This window comes from Actinokineospora sp. HUAS TT18, from assembly GCF_051364635.1.
In the GTDB taxonomy this organism is placed as follows: domain Bacteria; phylum Actinomycetota; class Actinomycetes; order Mycobacteriales; family Pseudonocardiaceae; genus Actinokineospora.
Map to the genome: position 1 here is coordinate 6,495,694 of NZ_CP195645.1, position 23,858 is coordinate 6,519,551.

25 protein-coding genes and 1 pseudogene are annotated in these 23,858 nt (G+C 70.0%); 14 read left to right on the forward strand and 12 right to left on the reverse strand.

The features are described 5' to 3' along the window. Positions 1-92 precede the first annotated feature (92 nt). Both ACSHT8_RS30165 and ACSHT8_RS30170 read left to right on the forward strand, forming a co-directional pair. Complete coding sequence (locus ACSHT8_RS30165; RefSeq protein ID WP_436494707.1) at positions 93-563, forward strand: Rv3235 family protein; 471 nt, start codon at positions 93-95, stop codon at positions 561-563. A 90-nt stretch (positions 564-653) separates the two neighbouring features. Continuing rightward, a complete protein-coding gene (locus ACSHT8_RS30170; protein ID WP_436494708.1) occupies positions 654-980 on the forward strand; it encodes a TfoX/Sxy family protein in 327 nt (108 codons plus the stop codon). A gap of 1 nt (position 981) precedes the next feature. Here ACSHT8_RS30170 and ACSHT8_RS30175 read toward each other — a convergent pair whose 3' ends face one another. Then, on the reverse strand, positions 982-1,878 hold the full coding sequence (locus ACSHT8_RS30175) for an MBL fold metallo-hydrolase (RefSeq protein WP_436494709.1): 897 nt from the start codon (positions 1,876-1,878) through the stop codon (positions 982-984). 83 nt (positions 1,879-1,961) lie between these two features. Here ACSHT8_RS30175 and ACSHT8_RS30180 point away from each other — a divergent pair, with 83 nt between their 5' ends. The 4 genes from ACSHT8_RS30180 to ACSHT8_RS30195 all read left to right on the forward strand — a co-directional run bounded on the left by ACSHT8_RS30180 (position 1,962) and on the right by ACSHT8_RS30195 (position 4,421). After that, positions 1,962-2,498 (forward strand): EF-hand domain-containing protein, encoded by a 537-nt coding sequence (locus ACSHT8_RS30180; RefSeq protein WP_436494711.1) that lies wholly within the window; start codon positions 1,962-1,964, stop codon positions 2,496-2,498. A 73-nt stretch (positions 2,499-2,571) separates the two neighbouring features. Continuing rightward, positions 2,572-2,868, forward strand: coding sequence for a hypothetical protein (locus tag ACSHT8_RS30185; protein WP_436494713.1), 297 nt, complete (start codon positions 2,572-2,574; stop codon positions 2,866-2,868). A 45-nt stretch (positions 2,869-2,913) separates the two neighbouring features. Next, positions 2,914-3,867, forward strand: a complete 954-nt coding sequence (locus tag ACSHT8_RS30190; protein WP_436494714.1) for a hypothetical protein — start codon at positions 2,914-2,916, stop codon at positions 3,865-3,867. Further along, on the forward strand, positions 3,864-4,421 hold the full coding sequence (locus tag ACSHT8_RS30195; protein WP_436494716.1) for a DUF3558 domain-containing protein: 558 nt from the start codon (positions 3,864-3,866) through the stop codon (positions 4,419-4,421). The genes ACSHT8_RS30190 and ACSHT8_RS30195 overlap by 4 nt, the downstream gene beginning before the upstream one ends. On the opposite strand, the gene ACSHT8_RS30200 is transcribed toward ACSHT8_RS30195, so the two are convergent. From ACSHT8_RS30200 to ACSHT8_RS30210, 3 genes are all read right to left on the reverse strand, one after another. Then, positions 4,411-5,148, reverse strand: a complete 738-nt coding sequence (locus ACSHT8_RS30200; protein WP_436494718.1) for a carbonic anhydrase family protein — start codon at positions 5,146-5,148, stop codon at positions 4,411-4,413. The genes ACSHT8_RS30195 and ACSHT8_RS30200 overlap by 11 nt on opposite strands. Before the next feature lie 116 nt (positions 5,149-5,264). Continuing rightward, a complete protein-coding gene (locus ACSHT8_RS30205) occupies positions 5,265-5,993 on the reverse strand; it encodes an LPXTG cell wall anchor domain-containing protein (RefSeq protein ID WP_436494720.1) in 729 nt (242 codons plus the stop codon). A gap of 2 nt (positions 5,994-5,995) precedes the next feature. Next, the gene (locus ACSHT8_RS30210; RefSeq protein ID WP_436494722.1) at positions 5,996-6,139 is read right to left on the reverse strand and encodes a hypothetical protein; all 144 of its coding nucleotides are present in this window, start codon (positions 6,137-6,139) and stop codon (positions 5,996-5,998) included. 81 nt (positions 6,140-6,220) lie between these two features. On the opposite strand from ACSHT8_RS30210, the gene ACSHT8_RS30215 reads away from it, so the two are divergent. Next, positions 6,221-7,057 carry an alpha/beta fold hydrolase gene (locus ACSHT8_RS30215; RefSeq protein WP_436494724.1) on the forward strand — a complete coding sequence of 279 codons (837 nt, stop codon included), beginning with the start codon at positions 6,221-6,223 and terminating at the stop codon, positions 7,055-7,057. On the opposite strand, the gene ACSHT8_RS30220 is transcribed toward ACSHT8_RS30215, so the two are convergent. Next, positions 7,038-7,697 carry a winged helix-turn-helix transcriptional regulator gene (locus ACSHT8_RS30220; RefSeq protein ID WP_436494726.1) on the reverse strand — a complete coding sequence of 220 codons (660 nt, stop codon included), beginning with the start codon at positions 7,695-7,697 and terminating at the stop codon, positions 7,038-7,040. The genes ACSHT8_RS30215 and ACSHT8_RS30220 overlap by 20 nt on opposite strands. A 111-nt stretch (positions 7,698-7,808) precedes the next feature. Between ACSHT8_RS30220 and ACSHT8_RS30225 the strand changes: the two genes are divergently transcribed. Beyond that, positions 7,809-8,963 (forward strand): acyl-CoA dehydrogenase family protein, encoded by a 1,155-nt coding sequence (locus ACSHT8_RS30225; RefSeq protein ID WP_436494728.1) that lies wholly within the window; start codon positions 7,809-7,811, stop codon positions 8,961-8,963. Positions 8,964-9,026: 63 nt separating this feature from the next. After that, positions 9,027-10,190 carry a cytochrome P450 gene (locus tag ACSHT8_RS30230; RefSeq protein WP_436494730.1) on the forward strand — a complete coding sequence of 388 codons (1,164 nt, stop codon included), beginning with the start codon at positions 9,027-9,029 and terminating at the stop codon, positions 10,188-10,190. On the opposite strand, the gene ACSHT8_RS30235 is transcribed toward ACSHT8_RS30230, so the two are convergent. Then, complete coding sequence (locus tag ACSHT8_RS30235; RefSeq protein WP_436494732.1) at positions 10,187-11,161, reverse strand: hypothetical protein; 975 nt, start codon at positions 11,159-11,161, stop codon at positions 10,187-10,189. The two genes, ACSHT8_RS30230 and ACSHT8_RS30235, sit on opposite strands and share 4 nt — an antisense overlap. Before the next feature lie 13 nt (positions 11,162-11,174). Then, the gene (locus ACSHT8_RS30240) at positions 11,175-11,720 is read right to left on the reverse strand and encodes an MmpS family transport accessory protein (RefSeq protein WP_436494734.1); all 546 of its coding nucleotides are present in this window, start codon (positions 11,718-11,720) and stop codon (positions 11,175-11,177) included. Between the two features lie 672 nt (positions 11,721-12,392). On the opposite strand from ACSHT8_RS30240, the gene ACSHT8_RS30245 reads away from it, so the two are divergent. The 5 genes from ACSHT8_RS30245 to ACSHT8_RS30265 all read left to right on the forward strand — a co-directional run bounded on the left by ACSHT8_RS30245 (position 12,393) and on the right by ACSHT8_RS30265 (position 19,828). Then, positions 12,393-15,365, forward strand: coding sequence for a plastocyanin/azurin family copper-binding protein (locus ACSHT8_RS30245; RefSeq protein ID WP_436494736.1), 2,973 nt, complete (start codon positions 12,393-12,395; stop codon positions 15,363-15,365). Positions 15,366-15,434: 69 nt separating this feature from the next. Beyond that, entirely contained in the window at positions 15,435-16,505 is a 1,071-nt protein-coding gene (locus ACSHT8_RS30250) for a multicopper oxidase family protein (protein WP_436494738.1), read from the forward strand. A gap of 13 nt (positions 16,506-16,518) precedes the next feature. Then, complete coding sequence (locus ACSHT8_RS30255) at positions 16,519-17,229, forward strand: YcnI family protein (RefSeq protein ID WP_436494740.1); 711 nt, start codon at positions 16,519-16,521, stop codon at positions 17,227-17,229. A 64-nt stretch (positions 17,230-17,293) separates the two neighbouring features. Continuing rightward, positions 17,294-18,970: a copper resistance CopC/CopD family protein gene (locus ACSHT8_RS30260; protein ID WP_436494742.1), complete on the forward strand. Its 1,677-nt coding sequence runs from the start codon at positions 17,294-17,296 to the stop codon at positions 18,968-18,970. A 75-nt stretch (positions 18,971-19,045) separates the two neighbouring features. Further along, positions 19,046-19,828 carry a helix-turn-helix domain-containing protein gene (locus ACSHT8_RS30265; RefSeq protein ID WP_436494744.1) on the forward strand — a complete coding sequence of 261 codons (783 nt, stop codon included), beginning with the start codon at positions 19,046-19,048 and terminating at the stop codon, positions 19,826-19,828. A gap of 51 nt (positions 19,829-19,879) precedes the next feature. Here the strand turns inward: ACSHT8_RS30265 and ACSHT8_RS30270 are convergent, their stop codons facing one another. The 5 genes and pseudogenes from ACSHT8_RS30270 to ACSHT8_RS30290 form a co-directional block, all read right to left on the reverse strand. Further along, positions 19,880-20,557 carry a hypothetical protein gene (locus ACSHT8_RS30270; protein WP_436502258.1) on the reverse strand — a complete coding sequence of 226 codons (678 nt, stop codon included), beginning with the start codon at positions 20,555-20,557 and terminating at the stop codon, positions 19,880-19,882. A gap of 181 nt (positions 20,558-20,738) precedes the next feature. After that, positions 20,739-21,362, reverse strand: a pseudogene (locus ACSHT8_RS30275) (alkaline phosphatase family protein); the annotation flags it as partial. Positions 21,363-21,413: 51 nt separating this feature from the next. Beyond that, positions 21,414-22,211 carry a phosphonate ABC transporter, permease protein PhnE gene (phnE, locus tag ACSHT8_RS30280; protein WP_436494746.1) on the reverse strand — a complete coding sequence of 266 codons (798 nt, stop codon included), beginning with the start codon at positions 22,209-22,211 and terminating at the stop codon, positions 21,414-21,416. Beyond that, positions 22,208-22,939 carry a phosphonate ABC transporter ATP-binding protein gene (locus ACSHT8_RS30285; protein WP_436494747.1) on the reverse strand — a complete coding sequence of 244 codons (732 nt, stop codon included), beginning with the start codon at positions 22,937-22,939 and terminating at the stop codon, positions 22,208-22,210. Before ACSHT8_RS30285 ends, phnE begins: the two co-directional genes overlap by 4 nt. Beyond that, positions 22,929-23,843: a phosphate/phosphite/phosphonate ABC transporter substrate-binding protein gene (locus ACSHT8_RS30290; protein WP_436494749.1), complete on the reverse strand. Its 915-nt coding sequence runs from the start codon at positions 23,841-23,843 to the stop codon at positions 22,929-22,931. The genes ACSHT8_RS30285 and ACSHT8_RS30290 overlap by 11 nt, the downstream gene beginning before the upstream one ends. Positions 23,844-23,858 lie beyond the last annotated feature (15 nt).

The following is a 23,858-nucleotide window of genomic DNA, read 5'->3' on the forward strand; positions in this document are numbered from 1 at the left end:
CTCTGGCAAGGGCGGTGATCATCAGATCGGGTGATCGTTGTCCGGAATCCGTCGGCCCGCCGCTCATCTCGGGTGACCGAGAGGAGCAAGTAGTGCGAGCGCACGTGTTGGCCGAGTACGAACCGCCACTGCTGGGGGAGGCCGAGGAGCTCCGCTGGCGGACGCCGCCGCCGCGGCCGCCCGCCCCGGTGCCGCTCGTCCCCTACGACGCAGGCCCCAGCCGCGCCGATCTCACGCGCCTGTTCGGGCTGGTGCTGGAGGCGATGGAGGGCCGACGCCCGGTCGCGCAGCTGAGCGCGATCATGTCGCCGCCGGTCTACGAGGCCATGTTCACCCGAGCCCGCGTCGCGGCGGGGCGGCGGTTCCGGTTGGCGGGCTTGCACCAGTGCCGGGTCGCCGCCGACGCCATCGAGGTGGCCGCGACGGTCGACGCGGGCAGACGGGTGGTCGCGGTGGCGGCGCGACTGGAGCGGGAGACGACGTGGCTGTTCACGTACTTCCGGTTCATAGCGGCGGGCGGACGCCCCGAGGCCGCGTCACCCGTACGAGTGACCGCCGCATAGGACGGTTCATGCGTCCGACCCCGCGTGGTCCGATGGGGGCATCGGTGGCGTGTGGCTGGATCTCCTGCCGCCCGGTCATAGACTCACGCGATGGCCTATGACGAGGGACTCGCCACGCGGATTCGGGACTTGGTCGGCGATCTGCCCGGCATGGTCGAGAAGAAGATGTTCGGCGGCTTGGCGTTCCTGTTCCAGGGCAACATGTCCGTCGGCGTGCACGGCGACGAGTTGATCGTGCGGCTCGACCCGGCCGAGATCGCCGTCATGGATGAGCCCGGCGTGCGGATGTTCGAGGTCGGCGGGCGGTCCATGAAGGGCTGGGTACTGGTCCACCCCGACGTCCACGCCGAGGACGACGACCTGCGCCGGTGGGTCGACCGGGGTGTGGCGTACGCGGGGTCGCTGCCGCCGAAGTGACCTACAGCGGCGCGGGCACGCCCCGGGGCAGTTGGACCAGCCGGGTGCCGTAGGCGTCGGACAGGGCTGCGACGTCGTCGAGGAAGGCGGGCCAGTCCAGGCGGGCGACCGGGCGGGGTGGTTCGCTGAGGGGGCGGAAGAAATTGTCGTGGTGGCAGGGGACGATCACCTTGGGCCGCAGTTGCTCGCCCAGCCGCTGGAAGTAGCGGTCGGTGCCCTGCCGCGCCGCCAGGCACGCGATCAGCACGTCCACGGGCTCCTGCCTCGCCAGCGGGGCGTCCTCGATCCCGGCGCTGGTCTGCAGGTGGATGGCCAGTCCGCCCACCTCGACGCGGTAGGCGAACACCTGCCCGCGCGGCCAGCGGAAGACGGTGCGCGGCATCCCGGTGCCGGACAGCTCGAGCACGTCGATCCGGCCCGCGACCGGCACCTTCCCGTGCCGCGACGCGATCGCCTCGACGGTGAACGGTCCGATCTCGACCTTGGTGCCGTCGGCCACTGTGTGGAGCCGGTCGACACCCTGGCGTCGGCAGATCTCGGTGGTGGTGGCGCTGCCGTGGACCACGCAGCCCGAGGCCAGCGCCAGCGGCGCGACGTCCATCGCGTGGTCGAAGTGGGTGTGGCCGACGAAGATCGCGTCGACCTTGCCGAACGTCTCGGTGATGAGTGCCTGGTTCGGGCGGGCCGGTCGGAACAGGGTGTCCCTGACGCCCGGGTTGCTGGCGTACGGGTCGAAGCAGATCCGGGTGCCGTCCACCTCCAGCAGGAAGCCCGCGCACCCGGTCCAGGTGATCCGCCCGCCCACCTCGCGCCCCGCCCACCCGGCGTCGGGCGCCGCCGTCGGGAACGGAGTGGGCGCGGCGGGCAGCAGCATCGGCAGCACACACGTCAGGCACATGGCTCAGACACTACCCACAGTCACCGCTGGAATCACCCGCGTGGCGCCTGTTCGGCGGGTGGTCGGAGATCCACTCTGGACAGATGGCCAGCACCTTCCAACGCCGCAAGATCACCAACGTCTTCCGCGCCATGGACATCGACGGCGACGGACACCTCACCGAGTCCGACTTCGCCGCACTGACCACCCGCTGGACCGACATCCTCGACGCGGCCCCCGGCTCCCCGGAGCACACCCGCGTCGAATCGATCATGATGGGCTGGTGGGCCACCCTCCTTGCGGCCTCCGACCGCGACGGCGACAACCGCGTGACGGTCGAGGAGGTCCTCGCCGTGGTCGACCAGCTGTCCGAGATGACCGACGCCGTCACCGCGACGGCCCACACCCTCTTCGACGCCACCGACACCGACGCCGACGACGCGATCTCCGCCCCCGAATACCGAACCCTGGTGGAGGCGTGGAACGGCTCCTCAACCGACGTCGACGAGGTCTTCCCCCTCCTGGACCTCGACCACGACGGCACCATCTCCCGCGACGAGTTCACCGAACACTGGCTCGAGTTCTGGGCGGGCGACAACCCGGACGCGCCGGGGACCTGGGTGTTCGGCCGGTTCGCTTAGCCGCCGACTGGGCGGGAACGGCCGGCACTCCGATAGCGTCTGAGGGTCACAGGCGATAACGGGGGGTAAGGCTGTGCCTGAAGACAGGCAGGGGTTCGCGACGGACGTCAGCGACCTCGATGAGATAGCGGGCAAATTCCTGCCGAACGTCGCGCACGCGCTGCGGGCTCCGGCCGACGTGGTGTTGTCACACGAAGGACTGGAAGGCGGGGGCCGGTTCCAAGCGGTGTTCGACATGGAGGCGGCGTACGCGGCGTTCACCGACTCGATCGGCCACCGCCAGCGCGTCGGCATCGAGCGAATCGAGGCGACGGGCACCGCGCTGCGGGAGATCGTCGCCTTGTATCGAATGGCTGACGGTCAGGGCTGACGGGGTTCGGGGGAAGGCATGGGGAGCTGGCGAAACGACGGCGAAATGCACGATGTCGCCGTCCGGCTGGGCGAGAAGATCATCGAGATGTACACCGACGCGGGCGAGTGGGTGCCGAGTTGGGGCGGCCCGGGTGGCAATCCGCGGCAGACCTACATCGAGAGCCTGGTCATCGACGCGCAGGAGTTCATGGCACTGGATCCGCAGAAGATCACCGACGAGTACTTCAGAATCCAAGGCGCGGCACAGAGGACCTACAGCGGCGAGGCGAAAGCCGAGCTGGAGGTCGCGGGAAGCCGATTGGCGGCGAACTGGCATGGCGAGGCGGCAACGGAGTTCGCCAAGCAGATGTCCTATGCCGAGAGTTTCATGGAACAGCAGGCCGAACGCATGGCGTTCGCGATGCAAGCGCTGTGCACCGCGTATCACCTCGCGGTGGAGATTCGGAGAAGCTACGTCGATCTCGCGGAGGCGGCCATTGCCGCCTGCGACGTCGAGATGGGCAAGCAGGCTGGGCGCGAGGCCAAAGCGCGCGTGGGGCTGGGGTCGGAACTGGTCAAAGCCGTGATCGGCGGACTTGGGCTCAAAGGCGCGTTGGAGATCGTGAAGCAGACCATCGACGGCGCGGTGTCGGTGGTGTCGAAGACCGAGGAAATCGAACTGGAGGGCAGCGAAGCGGGTGAGGTCGTCAACCTCTACCTCGCGGGGCGCGACCGACTGCGTCACCACTGGGAATCCGGGCTGTGGGACATCCGGGACTGGCTCGCCCAACAGGATTCGGCGTTGAGCAAGGATTCGGTGCCCCTGTTGGAACCTATGCCCAGCTCGGTCGACGTCTACAGCCCGGACTTCAGCTACAAGCATTTCTACAGCGATCATCACGCGCCCGAAACCTACGCGCCGCGGGTCGAGGAGCAGCGCAGGAAACTCATCGACGCCAAGAACCTGGAGGAGCCATCGGGGCTGATCGGGCATCTTCTGGCAGGCGGTGAACGGTGAACCTGCGAAGCCTGAACGTGCTGGTCGTTGTCGCCGCGTTGTTGAGCGGGTGTACTTCGCCCGGCAAGGAACCTGTTGTCCGTACGATCACTCCCGAGCCGCTGCCCTCTCGGCCGACGGTGGCTCCGTCGCCAGTGCCGGTGCTCGGGGACGTCACCAGATTCAATCGGCGCGCCTGCGACCTGCTCCCTGACGACCAGGCTGTCGCGTTCGGGGCGTCCGGAACGCCGGACGAAGTGTGGTCCGGGTTTGGTGCGATATGTACTTGGTCGGGCAAGGTTCGTCTGATGATCGCGGCCACGTCCGAGGAGGACAGCCTGGCCGCGGCGTATCGGTCGAGTGCGAGCACGGTCGAGTGGGAGGAGTTGACCATCGGTGGTCAGCCCGCTGTGCGGTTCTCGCCGGCCAAGCCTCGGACCGCGTGTCACGTTGTCGTGGGGACCGCGCCGGGGCAAGCCATTGATGTCGACTTGTCCGGCGACGATCCCGCGGTCGACTGGTGCGGGAAGTCGATCGCCATTGCCGAGAAGGTGTTGCTGAACGTCAAGGGCTGATCGGGCCCGCCGGTTCGATGTGGATGGTGCGGCCGTTGAGCGGCTGGGGCTGGCGTGCGTTCCCGTCGGCGAACAGGGCCTGGAACCGCGCCACGGTCGCGGCTTCGACGTGTTTCTCGCGCATCAGGACCCATCGCACGCCTTCGGTGAAGGGGGAGGTGGTGAGTGAGCCGTCGTAGCGGAGGGACGCGCGTTGGGTGGGTAGGAGGTCGTTCAGGGCGATTCGGCCCACGGGGACGGGCTGGCCGCACTCCGAGGCAAGGGTGCGCAGCACCGTGTCCACAGTGGAGGGGCCACCGACGGTCAGTGGGACGCCGATCACCAGCAAGTGACCAGCGGCGTCGCGGTGCACCAGGTGTAGTTCCATGGGGGTGGCGAGGCCGGCGAAGCGGTGTTCGGACGGGGTGTGGAAGTGGAACTGCACCAGGTCGTAGCGGACCCCGGACAGGGCGACCGAGCCCGCCCCCGGCTCGACCGTGGCCTGCTCGGTCTCCTCCTCGCCGCGGGTGGTGCAGTCGCCGTCTCTGCTGACGTAGGCGAGGGAGACCTCGGACGAGCGGTAGTCGATTCGCAGGGGTGTCAGCGGCCAGTCCGCGCGGAGGGCGGTGGCGGTGACGTTGATCGGGCTCTGCCGCGGCAGCGGCTGTGCGGTCGCCCCGCCGGAGGTCAGGGCCAGGCCGGGCAGGGTGAGCACGGCGGCGAGGGTGAGCAAGCGACGAGTGATCACGGAACACCTTCCGGATACGCCATTTGGGCTAATCAGCCGCGCCACTCTATTAGGCGGCGAATGGCGATCTTCGGCGGGTGCCCCGAACTGTCCGTGATCATGGAACAGCTGGTCAACTAGGCGCGTCGACGCTTCCGGGTGAGGGCGACGATCACGGCTCCAGCCGCCACGGCGGTCGCGCCCAGGATCGCCAGCCAGTCGACGTCGGCGCCGGTGTTGGGGAGTGGGGAAGCACCAGGCTGTGGGGCCGGGGTGGCGGTCGGGGGAGTGGTCACCGGGGGAGTGGTGTGCGGTGCGATGACGACCGCGATGTCGAAGCCCGGCTGCGCGGCGGGCGCCTGCGCGGCCTTGATGCCCATCAGACGGAGGTTGGCGTCGCCCGCGGCTGTGGTCTCCGTGTACGGGCCGGTGAAGCCATCGGGCCAGCGGGTCGGCATGACCTGGTACGGCACGGTGCCCAACTGGCCGAAGTCGAAGCGGCCGGACGCGTCGGTGGTCGTGTTGTGGGCGTCGCTCACGAGCTTGGGGTTCACCGCGTGCACGACGGTATGAGCGAGTTCCTCGCCCGGGTCGAGTGCGCCGTCGCCGTCCGCGTCGGCGAACAGGACGCCCGCGACGCGGGCCGAAGTGCGGGCGACCGGGGCGGTGAACATCCGCGCCTCGGTGCCGACGCGGACCGCGACGGTCAGGTCGCGGGACGGGTGGGTGTTCCGGCCGGCCACGACGCTCGACCGCGACTCGCCGGGGGCCAGCGGCAGGCTGGCGAACGCGGTGGAGGCGCCCATGCTCGACTCGACGCTGGCGGGCAGGGCGACCGGGTTACTGCTCGTGTTGTGGAACGTCACCGTCACCGCATAGGGGAACCGGTGGTGTACGTCGCCTGGTCGAACGTCGCGGTGACCTCGACGGTGCTGGACTCCGCGTGGGCGGCCGGACCGCAGGCCAGCAGCGCGGTCGTCGCCGTCGCGAGGGCGGCGAGGCGGAGGTACACGGGGACACCCTTCAGTGGCGGAAACGCCCGCAACGTAACACCTTCGGGTGACCAGCCGGTGAACACGAATAGACTGCGATCATGTCGCGATTCATCACCGCCGATGGGGTCGAACTGTGGGCCGAGGACTTCGGCGACCCGGCGCGTCCGACGCTGCTGTTGGTCATGGGCGCCAACGCGGGCGGGCTGACATGGCCCGACGAGTTCCTCGCGCTGCTCGCCGAGACCCACCACGTGATCCGCTACGACCACCGCGACACCGGTCGGTCGACCCACGCCTACGCCGAGAAGCCCTACGCCATCACGAAGCTGGCGACCGACGCGGTCGCGGTGCTCGACGGGTTCGGCGTCGACCGCGCGCACGTGGTCGGCATGTCGCTGGGCGGCATCCTCGGCCAGCTGCTCCTGCTCGACCACCCCGACCGCCTGCACACCATGACGCTGCTCTGCACCGTGGGCCTGTTCACCGCCGACGCGCCGGAGTGGGTCGGGCCGCCGCCGGAGCTGGCGGCGCTCTGGCAGGAGATGGGCGCGCCGCGCGACCGGGACGCCGAGGTCGACTGGCGGGTCCGGCACTGGAAGGTTCTCAACGGCGGCGTGCTCCCCTTCGACGAGACCGAGTTCCGCCGCATGGAGGAACGGGTCATCGAGCACGCGGGCACCCACACCGAGTTCCCGGCCCACGCCCACGCCGACACCTCCGGCCTCGCCCGCGGCGACGAGTTGGCGAACGTGCGCACCCCGACCCTGGTCGTGCAGGGTCCCCTCGACCCGGTGAACCCGCCGCCGCACGGCGAGCACCTCGCCAAGCTCATCCCGGGTGCCGAACTCGTGGAGATCCCCGGCATGGGACACGCACTGCCGTCAGCGGTGCACAAGCCGTTGGCCGAAGCCATCCTCAGGCACGCGCGGCCCTGACGTTCGCCGCGATGGGGCTGAGCTGGAGCCAGTTCGGCAGTCCGCGCACGATCCAGCGCGCCCCGGTGAGGCTCAGCCTGCCGGACCGGGCGGCGTCGCGGAGATCCACTTCGCCCTCCCACACCCGGTAGAGCGTGGCGATGTCGGAGGCCAGCACCGCGTCGACGTCGAAGCCGGGGTCGGTGTAGCAGACGGAGGCGTCGTCGGGCTCCAGGACCAGCCAGAACACGCGGTGGCGGTCGGGGACCTGGATCTGCACGACGGCGCGGCGGGAGATCTCGCTGGTGTCGACGCGGCCGTGCAGCCACCACATCAGCAGCTCGGGGTCCATCTCCTCGGGCTGCGGGTCGCCGAAGGCGTATCTGGCGCCCCAGTCGGCCAGGCCGAAGACGAGACCGCGCAGGTCCTCGCCCGCATTCGTCAGCTCGTAGCCGGTCGCGGTGCGGTTGATGATCTCCGCGTTCTCGAGTTGGCGCATGCGGCGGGCGAGCAGCGCGCGCGACAGGCCGGGCAGGCCGCGGGCGATCTCGTTGAACCGTGTGGCGCCGTTGAGCAGCTCGCGGACGATGAGCAGGGTCCAGCGGTCGCCGAGGATCTCCACGGCGCGCACGATCGGGCAGTACTGGGCATAAGGCCGCATATCTGAGTGTCGCTTCGGGACGGTCCGGTCGTTACGGGTTCAGTTTCTGCACTACTCGCGGGCCCGCCACGTTCCTACCGTCAGTGCCTGAACCCAGCGAAAGGCACTCTCATGACGCTCATCGATTCACCCCCGGACAACGACACCCGCTTCGTCGGCCTCGCCACCGAGATCGGCGAGGTGGCCGCCAAGCACGCCGCCGAGCACGACCGGGACGCCACGTTCGTCGGCGAGGCGTACGCGGCCATGCGGGAACGGGGCTATCTCGCGTTGGCCGTGCCCGAGGAACTGGGAGGGCTCGGCGCGAGCATCAAGCAGGTGTGCCACGCCCAGGCGGAACTCGCCAGGCACGACGGCGCGACCGCGCTGGCCTCCGCGATGCACCAGTATCTGACGCTGATGCAGGTGTTCCGGCGGCGGAAGGGCGCCCCGGACGCCGAAGGCGTGCTGCGGCGGATCGCCGACGAGGGAATCGTCATCGCCACCAGCGGCGGGTCGGACTGGCTGTGGCCGACGACCACCGCGGTCGAGGTCGACGGCGGGTATGTGGTCAACGGCCGCAAGGCGTTTTGCAGTCAGTCGCCGGGGGCCACCGTCGTCGCGACGTGCGCGGTCGTCGAGGGCGTCGGCGTGATCCACTTCAGCGTGCCGTTCGCCGCGGACGGCGTGCGCATCGAGGAAACGTGGGACACCCTCGGGATGCGCGGCACCGCCAGCCACGACGTCGTCATCGAGGACTTCTTCGTCCCGGCCGAGAAGATCACCGGCCGCCGCCCCTACGGCGAGTTCGGCGGTCCGCTGGCCGCCGCCGCGATGCACTTCGCCCCGGTCGTCGGCTCGACGTACTACGGGATCGGCGCGGGCGCGCGCGACCTGGCCGTCGCCACCGCCACGGCGGGCACGCGCGGGCCGACGTCGCTGGCGAACCTGCCGCGCGTGCAGCGGGCGGTCGGCCTCATGGACACGAAGCTGCGCGTGGCGTGGTGGTCGCTGATGGGCGCGGTCGGCGAGCTCGGCCCGGACTACGAGGCGGACGCGGCGACACTGAACACGGTCATGATCGCCAAGCGGGAGGCGGTGACCGCGGCGACGGCGGTGGTGGACCTGGCGATGGACGTCGTCGGCGGGCGCGCCTACTTCCGCAGGTTCCCGCTGGAACGGGCCTATCGGGACGTCCGCGCGGGCGCCTTCCACCCGTTCACGCCCGAGCTGACCCTCACCTACGCCGGAAAACTCGCTCTGGGCGACAGCGGCGTCACCGAATGACGTCACACCGACCGGGGGTCACGCGATGTAGCGGGCAAACCACACATCGCGGAGGCAGCTTCCATGATCACGATCGCCGAAAGCGCGTTCATGGCCCGGTCGGACTCGCCCATGACCCTCGGTCGCACCCTCGCCGCGCTCGGCAGGGCGAACCCGGTCGTGTTCGACGAGCGGATGGGTGCCCCGGTGGTGCTGCGGCACGCTGACGTGTCCGCGGGGCTGCGCGACACGTCGACGTTCAGCACGAAGTTCTACGGCATGGGCCCGATGGCCGCGTCGATGATCGCGCACGACGGGCCGGAGCACACCCGGCAGCGGCGCATCCACAACCGGTTCTTCAGCCCGGGCGCGAGCAGGCGGTACGAGGAGCGCATCCGCCCGATCGCCGCCCGGGCCTTCGGGTCGCTGGAGGGGCCCGCGGTGGAGCTGATCGAGGCGGCGATCGCGCGGTACCCGATGCAGGTGTTCCTCGACCTGCTCGGCATCCCCGACGAGGTGGGCGACCAGGGGCTGGCGTGGGTGCGCACGATCATCAGCTGGCTGGGCTCGCCCATGGACGAGTCGATGGTCGCCCCCGGCCTGCGGGCTTACCAGGAGCTCAGCGACTACACCGAGAAGCTGGTGGAGCAGGAGCGGTCCGCGCCGAGCGACAACCTGCTCGGCGAGATCATCCGGGCGCACGAGGACGAGTTCTCCCTGGAGTCGTGCGTGGTCGCGGTGGTCAGCCTGCTGCTCGGCGGGTTCGAGACCACGATCCAGATGATGACCGCGACGATCGGGTCGCTGCTGCTCAACCCGGACGCCCTCGCCCAGGTCCGCGCGGACCGCTCGCTGATCGACGGCGCGATCGACGAGGCGTTCCGCTGGGCGAACCCGTCGGCGGGGCTGTACCGGCTGGTGCTGCGCGACACCGAGATCGCGGGCGTGCCGATGGCGGCGGGCAGTATGACGTACTTCTGCATCGCCGCGGCCCACTACGACGCCGACGCGTTCCCGTCGCCGGAGACCTTCGACGTCACCCGCTCGCCCAGCCACCTCGGGTTCGGCCTCGGGCCGCACTACTGCGTCGGCGCGCCGCTGGCCAAGATCGAGGTCCGGGCGGCCGTCGACGCGCTGCTCGACGCCTACCCGGACCTGCGCGCCGACCCCGACCGGCCGATGTCCTTCCAGTACGGCGCAAGGGGTTTCGTGCAGCACGGCACCGACGCCGTGCCCGTTCTCCTTTAATCCCGGCGCACCACCGGCATCGGCACGCGCACCCAGCGCAGGCCGAGCCGGGCGGCGCCCGCGGGCGCGGTGCGACGCAGCACCACCATGCGCACCCACTGCGCGGCGACGAGCGCGATCAGCAAGGCGGCCAACAGGATCGGGCCGTAGCGCGGACCGGGTTCCGCGGGCAGCGGACTGGCGCTGCCCGCGGTCCGGTTGCCCGCCACTTTGTCTCCCTGGCCCGCCAGGCCGAACTGCGGCACCGGGCCGCCGGTGCCGGTCGGCGCGGTGAGCACCGCGACCGCCTCCGGGGGCACGCCCAGCCCCGGCGCGCGGTTCTTCCACTCGACCGGGTACTCCAAGGCCACATTGGACCCTTGCGTCACAGTCGACCCGGACGCCGAGTTGGTGGCCGGTGCCTCCGGGGCGATCGCTCCCGCGGGCACCGGCGGCTTCGCGGGCGCGCCGCTGCCGGTGTAGGTCGGCGGGCGTGCCGGGGTGGTGGACGGCGCGCCCGGCGGCCGCGGTGTCGACGTCGGCGGCGCGGGCTGCGCAGTGCCCGCGACCTCGCCGACGATGCCGCACGTGCTCGCGATGGTCGTCCATACCGTGCCCAGCAAGGGATCTATGACGCCGGACAGCACCGGTAGGCCCAGCAACTGGGTGGAGACCGCGTTGGCGATGGTGTCGCCGTTGATCATCGACGAGCCGGTCGCGGGCAGCGCGCCCAGCGGGATCGGCGGCAGCAGCGACCACACCTGGCGGAACAGCAGCGTGGTCACGCCGAGCGGGTCGAGCGGCCCGAGCGCGGACACGATGGGCGCCTCCACCGCCGACGGGCGCAGGGTCACCGGCTGACCCGGTTCGCCGATCACCTTGGCCGAGCAGCTGTCCAGCACGAACGGCTCCGCCGCCGCGGCCACGCCGGGAGTGACTGTCGTGAGCAGGACAGTTAGGCCCGCGATCACCCCGATACGCCGTGCACCCATCACCGTGCTCCTTCTACTTCGGGTTCGGGCGGATGACCGCGGAACAGGCCACGTTCGAGAACGCGCCGGGCGCGACACCCTGGTTGACGGGCTGGCCGTCGACGCTGACCGTGCAGGCCACCTGCGGTGACTCGCCGTTGGCGGCGAGCAGCTGCGCGATGCCGACGCCGGGGCCGACGGTCATCTGGATCTCCTTGCGCCACGGCAGGTCGACGCCCTCGACCTTGTCGGTGGCGCCGGTGCCGTCGACGACGTAGCGGATCTCCGGGGACTTGCCGGTGCCGGTGACCTCGTAGAGCACGGTGTGGGTGCTGGTGGGCAGCACCGACTGGCGCTCCTGGATCTTCTCCTCCGGCGCGGGCTCGCCGTCGAAGGTGTCGGTGAAGACGAGCACCGCGACGAATACCGCGGCGATTCCCAACAGCCACGGCAGCCACCATGTTCGCTCCGCCATCCGCCGCGATTTCGACGCGGGCGGGCTTTCCGCGGGCGGGCTTTCGGTGGATTCCTCTTTTTCCTCGTCGACGACATCGGTCGAATTGGTCGGGGTTTCACTCACGGCAGCGGCCTTTCGAGTCGAAACGACGAGTCGCATCGTGGCACGCGACCGGCCGGTTTGGCTAGTGGTGACCAAGGCGACAGGAACCCGTTTTACACTTCGGCAATATTGGCCTCGGCGCCTGGAACCGGCGGGCGGGTTTGCCCAGCTTAAGCTGCGTCTCAGGTCGCTCTCAGACGCCTCTCAGGCTGCTCTCAGGTGACAATCGGCGTTCCGCGCCGCGGTGTCGAATTAATGACCGGATGGGCAAATACCCGGCGGACCTGAATTGCGTTCACCATGCTGAACTGCGGAAACGCTGAAAGTCGGGCGCGCGATGACAATTGCGCGACCGGATGAACGCCCTGGTGAAAAATTCTTCTCTCACCCGCTTGATCGAGCCAGAGTGATCGGAAGAACGTCTCGTTTTAACAAACCGGAGATTGGCCGGTCACGCTTCGTTGGGGTACTTGGTCCCGCCGGGCGGGCGAACCTGAGAAGCCCGTGCGGTGCGTTTCGCTCCACCTCTCGGCCGGATAACGCGACCCCACCCTGCGCGGGGTCGCGTTATCCGGCCCATGAAAAGAAGGGAATGGCATGCGTTCGACGCGATATCCCGCGCCGCGAATGTTCCCGTCCGGCAGAGGCGGCCCACGCCGATCAAGGACGACCCGGTTCATCGCGGTCACCTCCGTGCTCACGCTGAGCGTGCTCGGCGTGGCGGTCCCGTCCCCTGCCCTGGCGGCGACCCACTCGGTGAGCCTGCGGAACCTGCAGTACAACCCGGCGACGATGACCGTCGCCGTCGGGGACACCATCACCTGGTCCAATCAGGACTCGGTGATCCACAGCGTGACCGGTGGCCCGCTCAACTCCCCTGACATGAGCCCGGGCGCGTCCTACCAGTTCACCTTCACCGGCGCGGGAACCGTCGACTACCGGTGCAAGTTCCACCCGGACATGGTCGGCAGGGTCGTCGTCGAGAGCGGCACCCCGACCACGACCACGACCGCCCCGCCGACCACCACCACGGGAACGCCCGCACCCACGACGGCGCCTCCCGGCGGCGGCGGCACGGCGACCCCGACGAACGCCGCGGGCGGTGCCCCGGTGGGTGTCGGGCCGCTGCCGGTGTCGTTCGACCTCACCGACAACAACGGCTCGTGGTTCGACACGAACCTGAACCTCGGCCCGATGATCGGCCAGTCGCTGGCGGTCGCGGTGCTGCCCAGGGTGAACCTCGGCTCCGTGCTCAACGGCGTGCCGTCGGTCAACCCGTCCGGCATCCCGCTGCTCGGCGGCGGCGGACTGCCCGACGTGGGCAAGCTGCTGCCCGGCGCGGGCGGCGCGCTGCCCGGCCTCGGCGGCGGCGCGCTGCCGGACCTCGGCGGCGGACTGCCGGGTCTCCCGGGGCTTCCGGGTCTGCCGGGCCTGCCCGGTGGCGGCGGTGGCGCGCTTCCCGCTCTGCCGGACCTCGGCGGGCTGCTGCCCGGCGCCGGTGGCGGCCTGCTGCCCGGCCTCGGCGGCGGACTTCCGGGCGTCGGCGACATCCCGCTGCTCGGCGGCGGCAGCCTGCCGCTGCTGGACGGCACGTCGGTCCCGCTGCTCGGCGGCGGCCTGCTCGCCGGGCTCGACGCGGTGAAGACGCTCAACCTCGACAGCGTGACCAAGCTGGCCAACCTGAACCTGGGTGGCGGCAAGCTCCCGCTGCTCGGGGACCTGGGGGTCGACGCGAACTCGCTGTTCAACCTCGACGCCATGCGGCAGGCGGTGTTCCAGTTGCTCCCCACGGGCGACTCGCGCATCGCCAAGGCCAATGGGCTGTTCGACCAGCTGACCACGCAGGTCGCCGCGCTCCCGGTGAACGCGCCGATCTCGCTGGCCAGCCTGCCGGTGGGTCCGGAACTCGAGGACCTGCTCGCGGATCTGCGCACGTTCGCCGAGAACGACGTGGCGCTGCCGGTGACGGTCAACTTCAACATCGCCAAGCCGGACGCCGCGTCGGCCCACACGATCACGAGTCTGATCTGGCCGGAGGGCGCCAAGGGCTTCCCGCAGGACGAGCCGGGCGCGTTCGTCGGCTCGACCAGCATGCAGCTCACCGAGCCGGGCCTGTACGCGTTCGCGTGCAAGATCCACCCGTACATGCTCGGCGCGATCGTGGTGGACGACCCGCTGACCGTCGGCCTGGACTTCGGCAAGAAGCTGCGGGTCAACAGCCGCAACCTCAGCGTGCCGTCCAACGCCGACATCATCGCCCAGCTGGTGCAGAAGTTCTTCGTCATCACGGTGGAGGACAACTGGCAGACCTTCAGCGACACCGAGGAGCGGACCTGGAACCCGCAGTTCCCGCCCGCGCCCATCCTCATGTACAACGAGGCGGGCAGCCCTGAGCTGGTTCCCAGCCTGGACGCCTACCTCAAGAGCAAGTTCGACTTCCCCAAGACGCTCCCGGCCTTGGGCAAGAAGCCGAGCGTGCCCGGTGTCGGCGAGGTCTGGATCGCCACCCAGATGGAGGAGTACGCCGAGAAGACCAAGACTGGCTCGATCACCAAGGTCGACGTCCAGAACTGGACGGTGTCGAAGAAGATCTCGGCGCCGGAGATCAACATGAACAACACCCACAACATGTGGACCGACAAGGACGAGAAGCTCCTCTACGCCAACGAGTGGTTCGGCGACAAGATGGACGTCTTCGACCGCGAGTCGGGCAAGCTGATCAGGCAGATCGAGGTCGGGCCGGACCCATCGCACGTGATGAGCCGGACCGACACCGACCAGCTGCACGTCGCGATCAACGGCGGCGGCTCGGTCATGGAGGTCGCCCCGGGCGGCACGCGCATTGATCGACGCATCCCGGTGCAGGGGCCGGGCGAGAAGATCGCGCACCCGCACGCCCACTGGATGACCGGCGACGCCAAGATCATGGCGACGCCGAACGTCAACCTGTACAACGCGACCCTGGTCGACATCCCGACCGGCGCCATCCGCCACGAGCAGACCGGTGAACTGCCGATCGCCACGGGCATGACGCCGGACGGGTCGAAGACCTACATGGCCGACTTCCTCGGTGCGACCGTCTCTTGTATCTCCAACGAAGCCGACGCGTGCGTCAGCGGCGGGACGAAGACCAAGAACAAGAGCATCGACCTGTGGGGCAGCTACAACGCCGTCGCCGGGGCCTCCGGGCCGTTCGGCGGTCTGCCGATCCAGCTGCCGGTCGCGCCGGACAACTCGGCGCTCTTGGTGGCCAACACGATGACGTCCAACATCACCGTGATCGACCCCAAGACCGACGAGATCGTCAAGTGGCTGCCGTGTGACGCCGGATGCCACGGCATCAACTACGGCGCCAAGAAGGGCGGCGGCTACTACGCCTACGTCTCCAGCAAGTTCGCCAACACCCTCGCCGTGGTCGACCCCGACCCCAACGGCGACGGGAACCCGGCGGACGCCGCGGTCGTGGGCAAGTTCGTCCTCGACGGCACCGCGTCGACGCCGAACGACGGAACCATCACCAAGTGGGCGGGCTTCGGCGGGCAGGGCGTGCTGCCCATCCCGCTGGCCTACGAGGGATGGGCGAAGCGGGTGCCGAGCAACGCGGTCAACGACCAGTTGACCTGTCGCCAGCGCAACCCCGTCTCGTTCGCGACCGTTTGCTCATAACGCCGGAAGCCGGGTCGGGGAGCATCGCCGCTCCCCGGCCCGGCCGGTGTCGATCCAATGAGGACAATCATGAGGTTTCCCCGGTGGCTGGTCGCCCTCGGCGCGGTCGGTCTCATCTGGACAGTGACAGGAAGTTCTTCGTACACCGAGGAGGTCCGCACGTCGATCACCCCGGTGGCCGCCGCCGCGCAGCCGCAGTCGGGCGGCGGCGAGGACCTCGGCGACGGCACGCGGCTCGCCCAGTGGCGGATGGTCAACGGGCGCAAAGAGTTCCACCTGACGGTGGCGCCGACCCCGTGGGAGATCAAGCCAGGGGTCGTGCGGCAGGCCTACGCGATCAACGGCACCGTGCCCGGCCCGGTGATCCGGGTCAACGAGGGCGACAAGCTGCGGATCCTCGTGAAGAACGAGATGCCGGAGGACACCGCCATGCACTGGCACGGCATGGTGCTGCCCAACGACCAGGACGGCGTGCCGCTGCTGACCCAGCCGCTGATCGAACCCGGCCAGACCTACACCTACGAGTGGACCGCGATCAGCACCGGAAGCCACTGGTACCACTCACACATGCACGGCGAGCAGGAAGGCCGCGGGGTCTACGGCTCGCTGGAGGTCGTGGCCAGGCTCGGTGAGATCGCCGCCGACCGCGACTACCGCATCATGATCGGCGACGGCGCGCTGGGCTTCGTCATCAACGGCAAGAGCTTCCCGGCCACGGCGCCGCTGCGCGCGCGGGTGGGGGAGCGGGTGCGGTTCCGGCTGATCGGGACCGGGCCGGAGATGATCCACCCGATGCACCTGCACGGCGGGTTCTTCGAAGTCGTCGCCCAGGACGGGATGCGCAGAGCGTTCCCGGAGCGGATGGACACGCTGCTGGTGGGCGTCGGCCAGACCTTCGACATCATCTTCACCCCGACCGTGCCGGGCAAATGGATGATGCACTGCCACATCTTCTCCCATTCCGAGACGCACGAGGGCATGTCGGGGCTGGTGTCGATCCTCTACGTCGACCCGCCCGCGGTGTCGCTGCCCGACCTGTCGCAGCTGCCGCCCGCGGTGCCCGGCCTGCCCGCGCTGCCACTGCCGACTCTGCCGCTGCCAGGACTTCCGCTGCTGGGCGAGCACGCTCATCACAAGTGAGAGGGGTTTTGCCATGTCACGCCTCATATTCCGCGGCCTGTTCGTCGTGGCGGTCGCGGCTGTCGCGATGGTCCTCGGCGGGTACACCGCGTTCGCGCACGTGACCGTCTCGGCGGACAACCCGGTGCCGGGCAAGTACACGAAGGCCACCTTCCGCGTGCCCAACGAGCGGGCCGTGCCGACGGTGAAGCTGGAGGTGAGCTTCCCGCCCGACCAGCCGTTCGGGCGGGCCGCGGTCGCGCCCGTCCCGGGATGGACGGCGACGGTGAAGACGCACAAGCTCGACGTGCCGGTCACCAGCCACCACGGGGAGACGATGACCGAGGCGGTCGAGTCGATCACCTGGGAGGGCGGGGAGATCAAGCCGGGCGAGTTCGTGGAGTTCCCGGTGTCCCTTGGCCCGCTGCCGACGGAGAACCTGGTGTTCAAGTCGCTGCAGACCTACGGCGACGGCGAGATCGTCCGGTGGATCGACACCCCGCAGGCGGGCACCGAGGCCGATCACCCCGCTCCGGTGCTGTCCCTGGCTCCGGTCGCGACGGCGACGAGTTCGTCGGGGGTCGACGGGCTGGCCAGGGTGCTCGGGCTGGTCGGGGCGGTGACCGCGTTCGGCGCGCTGGCCGCGTGCGTGGCGGTGCTGCCCGCGGCTCGGCGCAAGGTGCGGACGGTGGCCCCGCCCGCGGTGGGCGCGCGTCCCCGCGTCCGGGAGAAGACGAAGGTCTAGGGCCAGGAATTCGCGTGCGTGTGCGGGAGTCGGAGTTCTGGGGCAGGGGGTGGTGGAGGTCGTGATGTCGAAGCTGGTTCGCGGGCTGTTCGTCGCGTTCGTGGCGGCCGTTGTGGCGGTGATCGCGGCCCCCGCGGCGTCGGCGCACGCGGTGCTGGTGTCGTCGACGCCGGGCGGGTTCGAGCTGCTGGCGGACTCACCCAAGTCGGTGGCGCTGCGGTTCACCGAGCCTGTCGACGTGGGGTTGGCGCACGTGCGGCTGATCAGCCCGCGCGGTGGCGACGTCACGGGTCTCGGGGCGCCCGCGCACCCCGAAGGCCGGACCGACACCGTCGAGGTCCGGATACCCGAGACCCTGGCCAACGGCACCTACACCGTGTCGTGGCGGGTCGTGTCCGCCGACACCCACCCGATCCAGGGCGCCTTCACCTTCAGCGTCCGCGAGGCCACCGCGGCGGCGCCGCCCCAGGCCGCGGCGGGCGGTGGCGCCGCTCTGCTCTACGGCGTCGCGCGGTGGCTGGCCACGGCCGGGTTCGTCCTGCTCGTCGGCACCGCGTTCGTGTTCGCGGTGAGCTGGCGGAGCAAGCGTTTGCGGCGACTCGCGGCACTCGGTGCCGGGATCGCGGCAGGCGGGACGCTGGCGGCACTGCTCCTCTACGGCCCCTATGCGAGCGGCACGCTGTCGGCGATCACCGATCCCGCCGTGCTCGGATCGACCCTGTCCACCCGCATCGGGATCAGCCTGGCGGCGCGGATCGCGTTACTGGCCGGGGTCTTGGTGCTGATCCGGTTCTGGGCGCCGAAGCGTGGCGCAACCGTGCTCGGCGGGGCGGCGGTGCTCGCGGCGACGTGGAGTCTGGTCGCGCACGGGGCGACGGATTCGTTGGCGGCGCTCACGATCGCGGTCGGGATCGTGCACCTGACCGCGATGTCGGTGTGGCTGGGCGGGCTGCCCGCGCTCATCCTGCTGCTGCGTTCGGGTGACATCGCGGCGATGCGGGAAGGCGTGCCGCGGTTCTCGAAGGCCGCGGGGATCTCGGTCGCGATCGTTGTGGCGACCGGGCTCTACCAGACATGGCGACAGGTGGGGACCGTCGGCGCGCTCTTCAGCACCGCCTACGGCTGGTGGCTGCTGGCGAAGGTCGGGCTCGTCGCGGTCATCCTGGCCAGCGGGGCGTTCGCGCGGCGGTGGGTGCGGCGGCAGTACGGGTTCGAGGTCGTCTCGGTCACCGACAAGCGGCGGTCGAAGCGGGAGCCGGACGAGATCGGGCGGTTCCAGCGGATCGTCATGGCCGAGGCCGGGCTGGCGGTGGTCGTGCTCGCGGTGACTGCTTCGCTGGTGGCCACCGAACCCGCGCGCGCCGAGCGGGAGCGGCTGGACCATCCGCCGGTCGCCAGCGGGCCGCTCACCCTGGCCGTCCCGTTCGACGCGGGCGGCCTCACCGGAAAGGGCCAGGTGGCGATGGTGTTCACCCCGGGCAAGGTGGGGCGCAACGAGCTGCACCTCGCTGTCCTCGATCCGTCCGGCGCGCCGAAGACCGTGCCGGAGGTGCGCGCGGAACTGCGCAACACCGACGCGGGGATCGGGCCGATCTCGGTGCCGCTGACAGCGGGCGGCCCCGCGCACTACCTCGCGCAAGATGTGGGATTGCCGATGGCCGGGCGGTGGGAATTAGCGCTGATCGTGCGTACTTCGCCCATTGATCAGGCCACGGTGCGGGTGCCGGTAAACACGGTGTGACGTGTCGTCGGCCGGGCGCGTCCTTGCGCTTTCTTGACTCGTTGGACCCGGTAGCCAGGCAAGGAGGGGTGGACCATGCAGGCATTGCCACCGGTGATCGGGGATTCGCGGGCGCTGTCCGCCGACGTGCTCGCCGATCTGCGCCGACGGGTCGTCGCCGCGGTCGAGTCGGGCGTCGCGCAGGTGGAGGCGGCGCGGCTGTTCGGGGTGTCGCGGCAGACCGTGGGCGTGTGGGTGCGGGAGTACCGCGACCGCGGCGACAGCGCGTTCGTCCCGGGCAGGCGCGGCCGCAGGCCAGGGGAGCAACTCGCGCTGACGGTCGAACAGCAGACCTGGGTGGCGCGCGCGATCGGCACGCACGCGCCCGACGAGGTCGGCCTGCGGCACCTGGTGTGGACGCGCCAGGCGGTGACCGAGCTGATCAACCGGGAGTTCATGGTCGTGCTCGGCTCGACCACGGTCGCGGCCTACCTGGTGCGGTGGGGGTTCCCCAGCCCGCAGGACCTGCTGCGCACGTTGCGCGCGCGCAACGCCAGGGCGGTCACCGACCCGACCTCCCGCGGCCCCGAGCGCGGCGGGTGGCAGCCGGGGGCGGAGGTCGTCTGGGTCGGCTACGGCCGTCCACAGTGGACCGGCGACCCGGCGGGCTGCGTGCTGCAGGCGGTGTCCAACCGGGGCGCGATGTCGTTCCTGGCCACCGGCGACCCGTTCGACCCCGACCAGGTCCGTGGGTTCCTTGAGCGGCTGACCGCCCAGCTCAAACGGCGGGTCAACGTGGTCGTGACCTGGCAGCCCGGCGCGGTGGAGGCCAAGGGCTGGATGGTCGGCGGCTGCGCGGTGCGGTTCGTCGACCTGTGACGGACGGCCCGTCCCCATGCCTGGTGGGGACGGGCCGCCCTGACCGAGGGGTCAGCTCAGCGTGACGCTGGGGTTGTCGACCGCCCAGTACCAGTTGTTCACGCCGTTCGACAGCCGCCACCGGACGACCATGCTGGTCGCGCCCGCGGGCACGGCCACCGACAGGTTCTCCAGCTTCGCGACCGCGTCACCGGTGTAGGTGAGCAGGTTCTGCGCCGCGCCGCCGTTGAACGACACCGAGACCGTCGCGGTCTCGCCGCCCTCCTTCAGGTAGTGCGAGCCGAAGCGGATCGCCGCCGACGACTTGCCGGTGACGTTGTAGCTGGGGGACACGATGGTGCTGTTGAACGAGCCCGACGTCGCTTTGTCCGACCACTCGTCGGAGTCGGCGACGGCGAACACGCCGCGGGCGCGGACATTGGACTCGCGCTGCTGACCGGTCTGGGTCTTGGTCCAGAAGTCGTCGTTGGTCAGCGACCAGCCGCGCCACTCGGCCATGCCGCCGGTGCCCATGCCGGTGTTGTCGATGCTCCAGCCGCTGGGCATCGTCTTGGTCCAGCCGAGCACCGACGTCGGGATGCCGGTCTCGTCGACGCGCGGGTTGAGCGTCGCGGTGTCGAACGGGTCGGTGGACGCGGTGCCGAGGACCTGGCCGTCGAGCGACGCGGTGACGCCGTGGATGGACAGGACGGTCGCGGCGATGTCGACGTTCTTGGGCCGGATCGCCATGGTGCCCGCGGGGACGCCGGGGCCGGTCTGGATGATGAACGAGGACCGCTCGGCCGGGGTGCTGCCGCCGTGGCCGCCCGCGTCGGTGTGGCCGTGGTCGGTCCTCGTCGGCGTAGGTGGGCCGCGCCTTGATGGCGTTGATCACCGTGGCCATGTTCTTGTCGGTGTTGTTGATCGCGGTCGTGTAGCAGGGCGCGGTGCCGCAGCTGTGGCCCGCGATGTCGACCTCACCGAAGTACACGAACGACGCGTCCGGGCCGGTGTTCTTGATGTGCGCGGACGCCTTGGTGGCGATCGTCGCGTCGGCCGCGGTGTAGCCGGGGGCGTCGCTGACCGTCTCCCGGGTGTCGATCTTGCTGGTGAAGATCGCCGGGCCGACGCTGTTGGACGTCAGTGGCGCCCAGTCGGCGATGGCGTAGGTGGAGAAGGCGCTGTTGGCGTTCTCCATGCGGGTGAGGAAGTCGGGGTACTGGGCGAGGTTGGTCGAGCTGCCCCAGTTGTTGCTGGTGACCTTGTGCTTGTCGGGCCACACACCGGTGGCGGCGGTCGCCCAGCCCGGCCCGGACAGGGTGGGGGCCATCGGGTTGGCGTACAGCCAGGTCTTGCTCGATCGGCCGGACGCGATCAGGGCGTCGAGGGTGGGGGCGTTGGCGGGGGCGATCTTGTCGAACAGCAGGCCGTCGATGCCGAAGACGACCACCTTCCGCGGACGCGCCGTCGGTTCGGCCGCCGAGTTGGCGACCGGAACCAGCAGGGCGAACGAGGCGGCGAGCGCCAGGGCGCCGATCAGGCGAGGTGTTCCCATGGACGTGGTCCCTTTCTTGGACACGCTTCCCGGATAACTACTGCACGCGGTCTAGGCGCCGATGCGCCTGCGCACGACCGCGGACAACTGATCGACCGCGACGACGAGGACGAGCACCACGAGGATGTGCGTCACCATCTGGTCGAAGCGGAACAGCTTGATGGACTGGTTGATCAGGAACCCGATCCCGCCCGCGCCGACGAGGCCGAGCACGAGGGAGGACCGGACGTTGACGTCGAACCGGTAGAGCAGCAGGCCGACGAACTGCGGCAGAACGGTGGGGAAGACGGCGTTCGTGGCCACCTGGAGGCCGCTCGCCCCGTTGATCTTCAGTGCGTCGCGGGGGCCGAGGTCGGTCTCCTCCATGGCCTCGGCCCAGAGCTTTCCCATGACCCCGGTGTTGTGGAAGATCAGCGCGAGGACACCGGCGAACGGCCCGAGCCCGACGGCGGTGACGAAGATGAGCGCGAAGACGACGTCGGGGACCGAGCGCAGGAACGACAGGATCGACCTGGCCGCCTGGTAGACGGTGGTGCTCCGCGTCGTCGCCTTCGAGGCCAGGAAGGCGAGGACGAGCGCGAACGGGATCGACAGGGTGGTGCCGAGGAGTCCGATGTAGAGGGTGACGAGCGCGGCCTCGATGCTGGGGCCGAGGACCTTCCAGCGGAGATCGGGGGGCAGGGCCTCGCTGAGGAAGTCGGCCATCCCGCGCCAGCCCTGCACGAGCGCGCCGGGCGAGAACTCGGTCTCCTGCCAGGCGAGGACATGCACGACAACGAGGCAGGCGACGATGGCCGTGACCAGGACAGAGGGCTTCGCCCGGCGGGGTGGTTCGAGCTTGGTTGTCATGTCGCGACTCGCTCTGGTGCGTAGAGGGCATCCACGTCGGACTCGGTCAGATCCATCGGCGAGGCGTTGACCGCGACCTTCCCGTGGAGCAGACCGACGATGCGCTTGGCGTACTTGCGTGCCAGGTCCGGCTGGTGCAGCACGGCGGCCACGGCCAAGCCCTCGCGGGCCAAGTCGGCGAGCAGGGCGACAACCTGGTCCGCCGCACTAGGGTCCAGCGCTGACACCGGCTCATCGGCCAGCACGACCCGCGCCCGCTGGCACAAGGCCCGCGCGATCGCGACCCGCTGCTGCTGCCCGCCCGACAGCTTCCCCGCCGGGGAGGCCGCCCGGTCCGCCAAACCGACCCGGTCCAGGCACTCCATCGCCTCTTCCCGAACCGAGCGGGGAAACACCGCGGGTGTGAACGACCGCAGCAGCGGCAGCCTGCCCAACGCGCCCGCGCACACATTGTCCAAAGCGGACCGTCGGCGGACCAGGTGGATCTGCTGGAACACCATCGCCGCCCGCTGGTGGGGGCCTGCGATGTCCTGGCCGCCCAGGGTGATCGTGCCTGAGTCGGCGGTCTGGAGCCCCACCACGCAGCGCAGGGCGGTGGACTTGCCTGATCCGTTGGCGCCGAGGACGGCCACGAACTCCCCGGCGTGGACGTCGAGGTCCACGCCGGAGAGGACCGGCTTGCCGCCGAAGGACTTGTGCAGGTCCCGGATCGACAGCTCAGACGTCATCTTCGGAGAGTCCCAGTGCGGTCGCGAGGTCGAACAGCGGCTGGTAGGTCTCCTTCGTCACCGGCACCAGCGGGCCCGCCGGGTCGACGTCGAGGAAGGCGCCGACCTTGGCGACGTCCTCCGGGGTCAGTTCGAGCAGCGCCTTGGTCACCTTGTTCTTGAAGCCGTCGGTGAGGTCGCCGCGCAGGGTGATCGGGTCGTTCGGGATGGGGTCGGACGACCAGACCTTGCGGAACTTCGACTCGTCGAACGTGCCCGCCGCCTTCGCGCTCGCCAACTGCTGGCTGTTGATCTCGGCGGCCTCGACCTTGCCGTTCTTCAGCGCGAGCAGCGCCTCCGGGTGGCCGCCCGCGTAGTCGAGCTTCAGCGCGGACTCGGCGATCCCGGCCTTCTTCAGCGCGTAGCGCGGCAGGGCGTCGCCCGAGGTGGAGCCGGGGCTGGACAGGGCGAGGGTCTTGCCGGGGAGGTCGTTGATCGACTTGATCGGCGAGTCGACCGCGACCCAGATGCCCGCGGTGTAGCTGGTGAGCTTGCCGCCGGCGTCGGCGAAGGACGCCACGGCCTGGGCGTTGGCCTTGGTGCTGGCGAAGACGTAGCCGAGTGGGCCGAACTGCGCCAGCTCCAGCTGGCCGTTCTTCATCGCCAGCACCTCGGCGGAGTAGTCGTCGACGATCTTCAGCTCGACCGGGCAGCCCAGCTTCTTCTCCAGTGCCTTGGCGAGCACCTCGTAGGCGGGGGTCAGCTTGCCCGGGTCCTCGAAGGGCTCGATGCCGAAGCGCACCTTGCCGTTGGGGCAGGCGTCGGACGCTGCGTCGGCGGGCTTGTCCGACGAGCCGCAGGCGGCCAGGGTGACGGCCATGATCGACGCCGCGGCGACCGCGGACAGTCTGGTGAGAGCGCGCATTGCTTGTTACTCCTG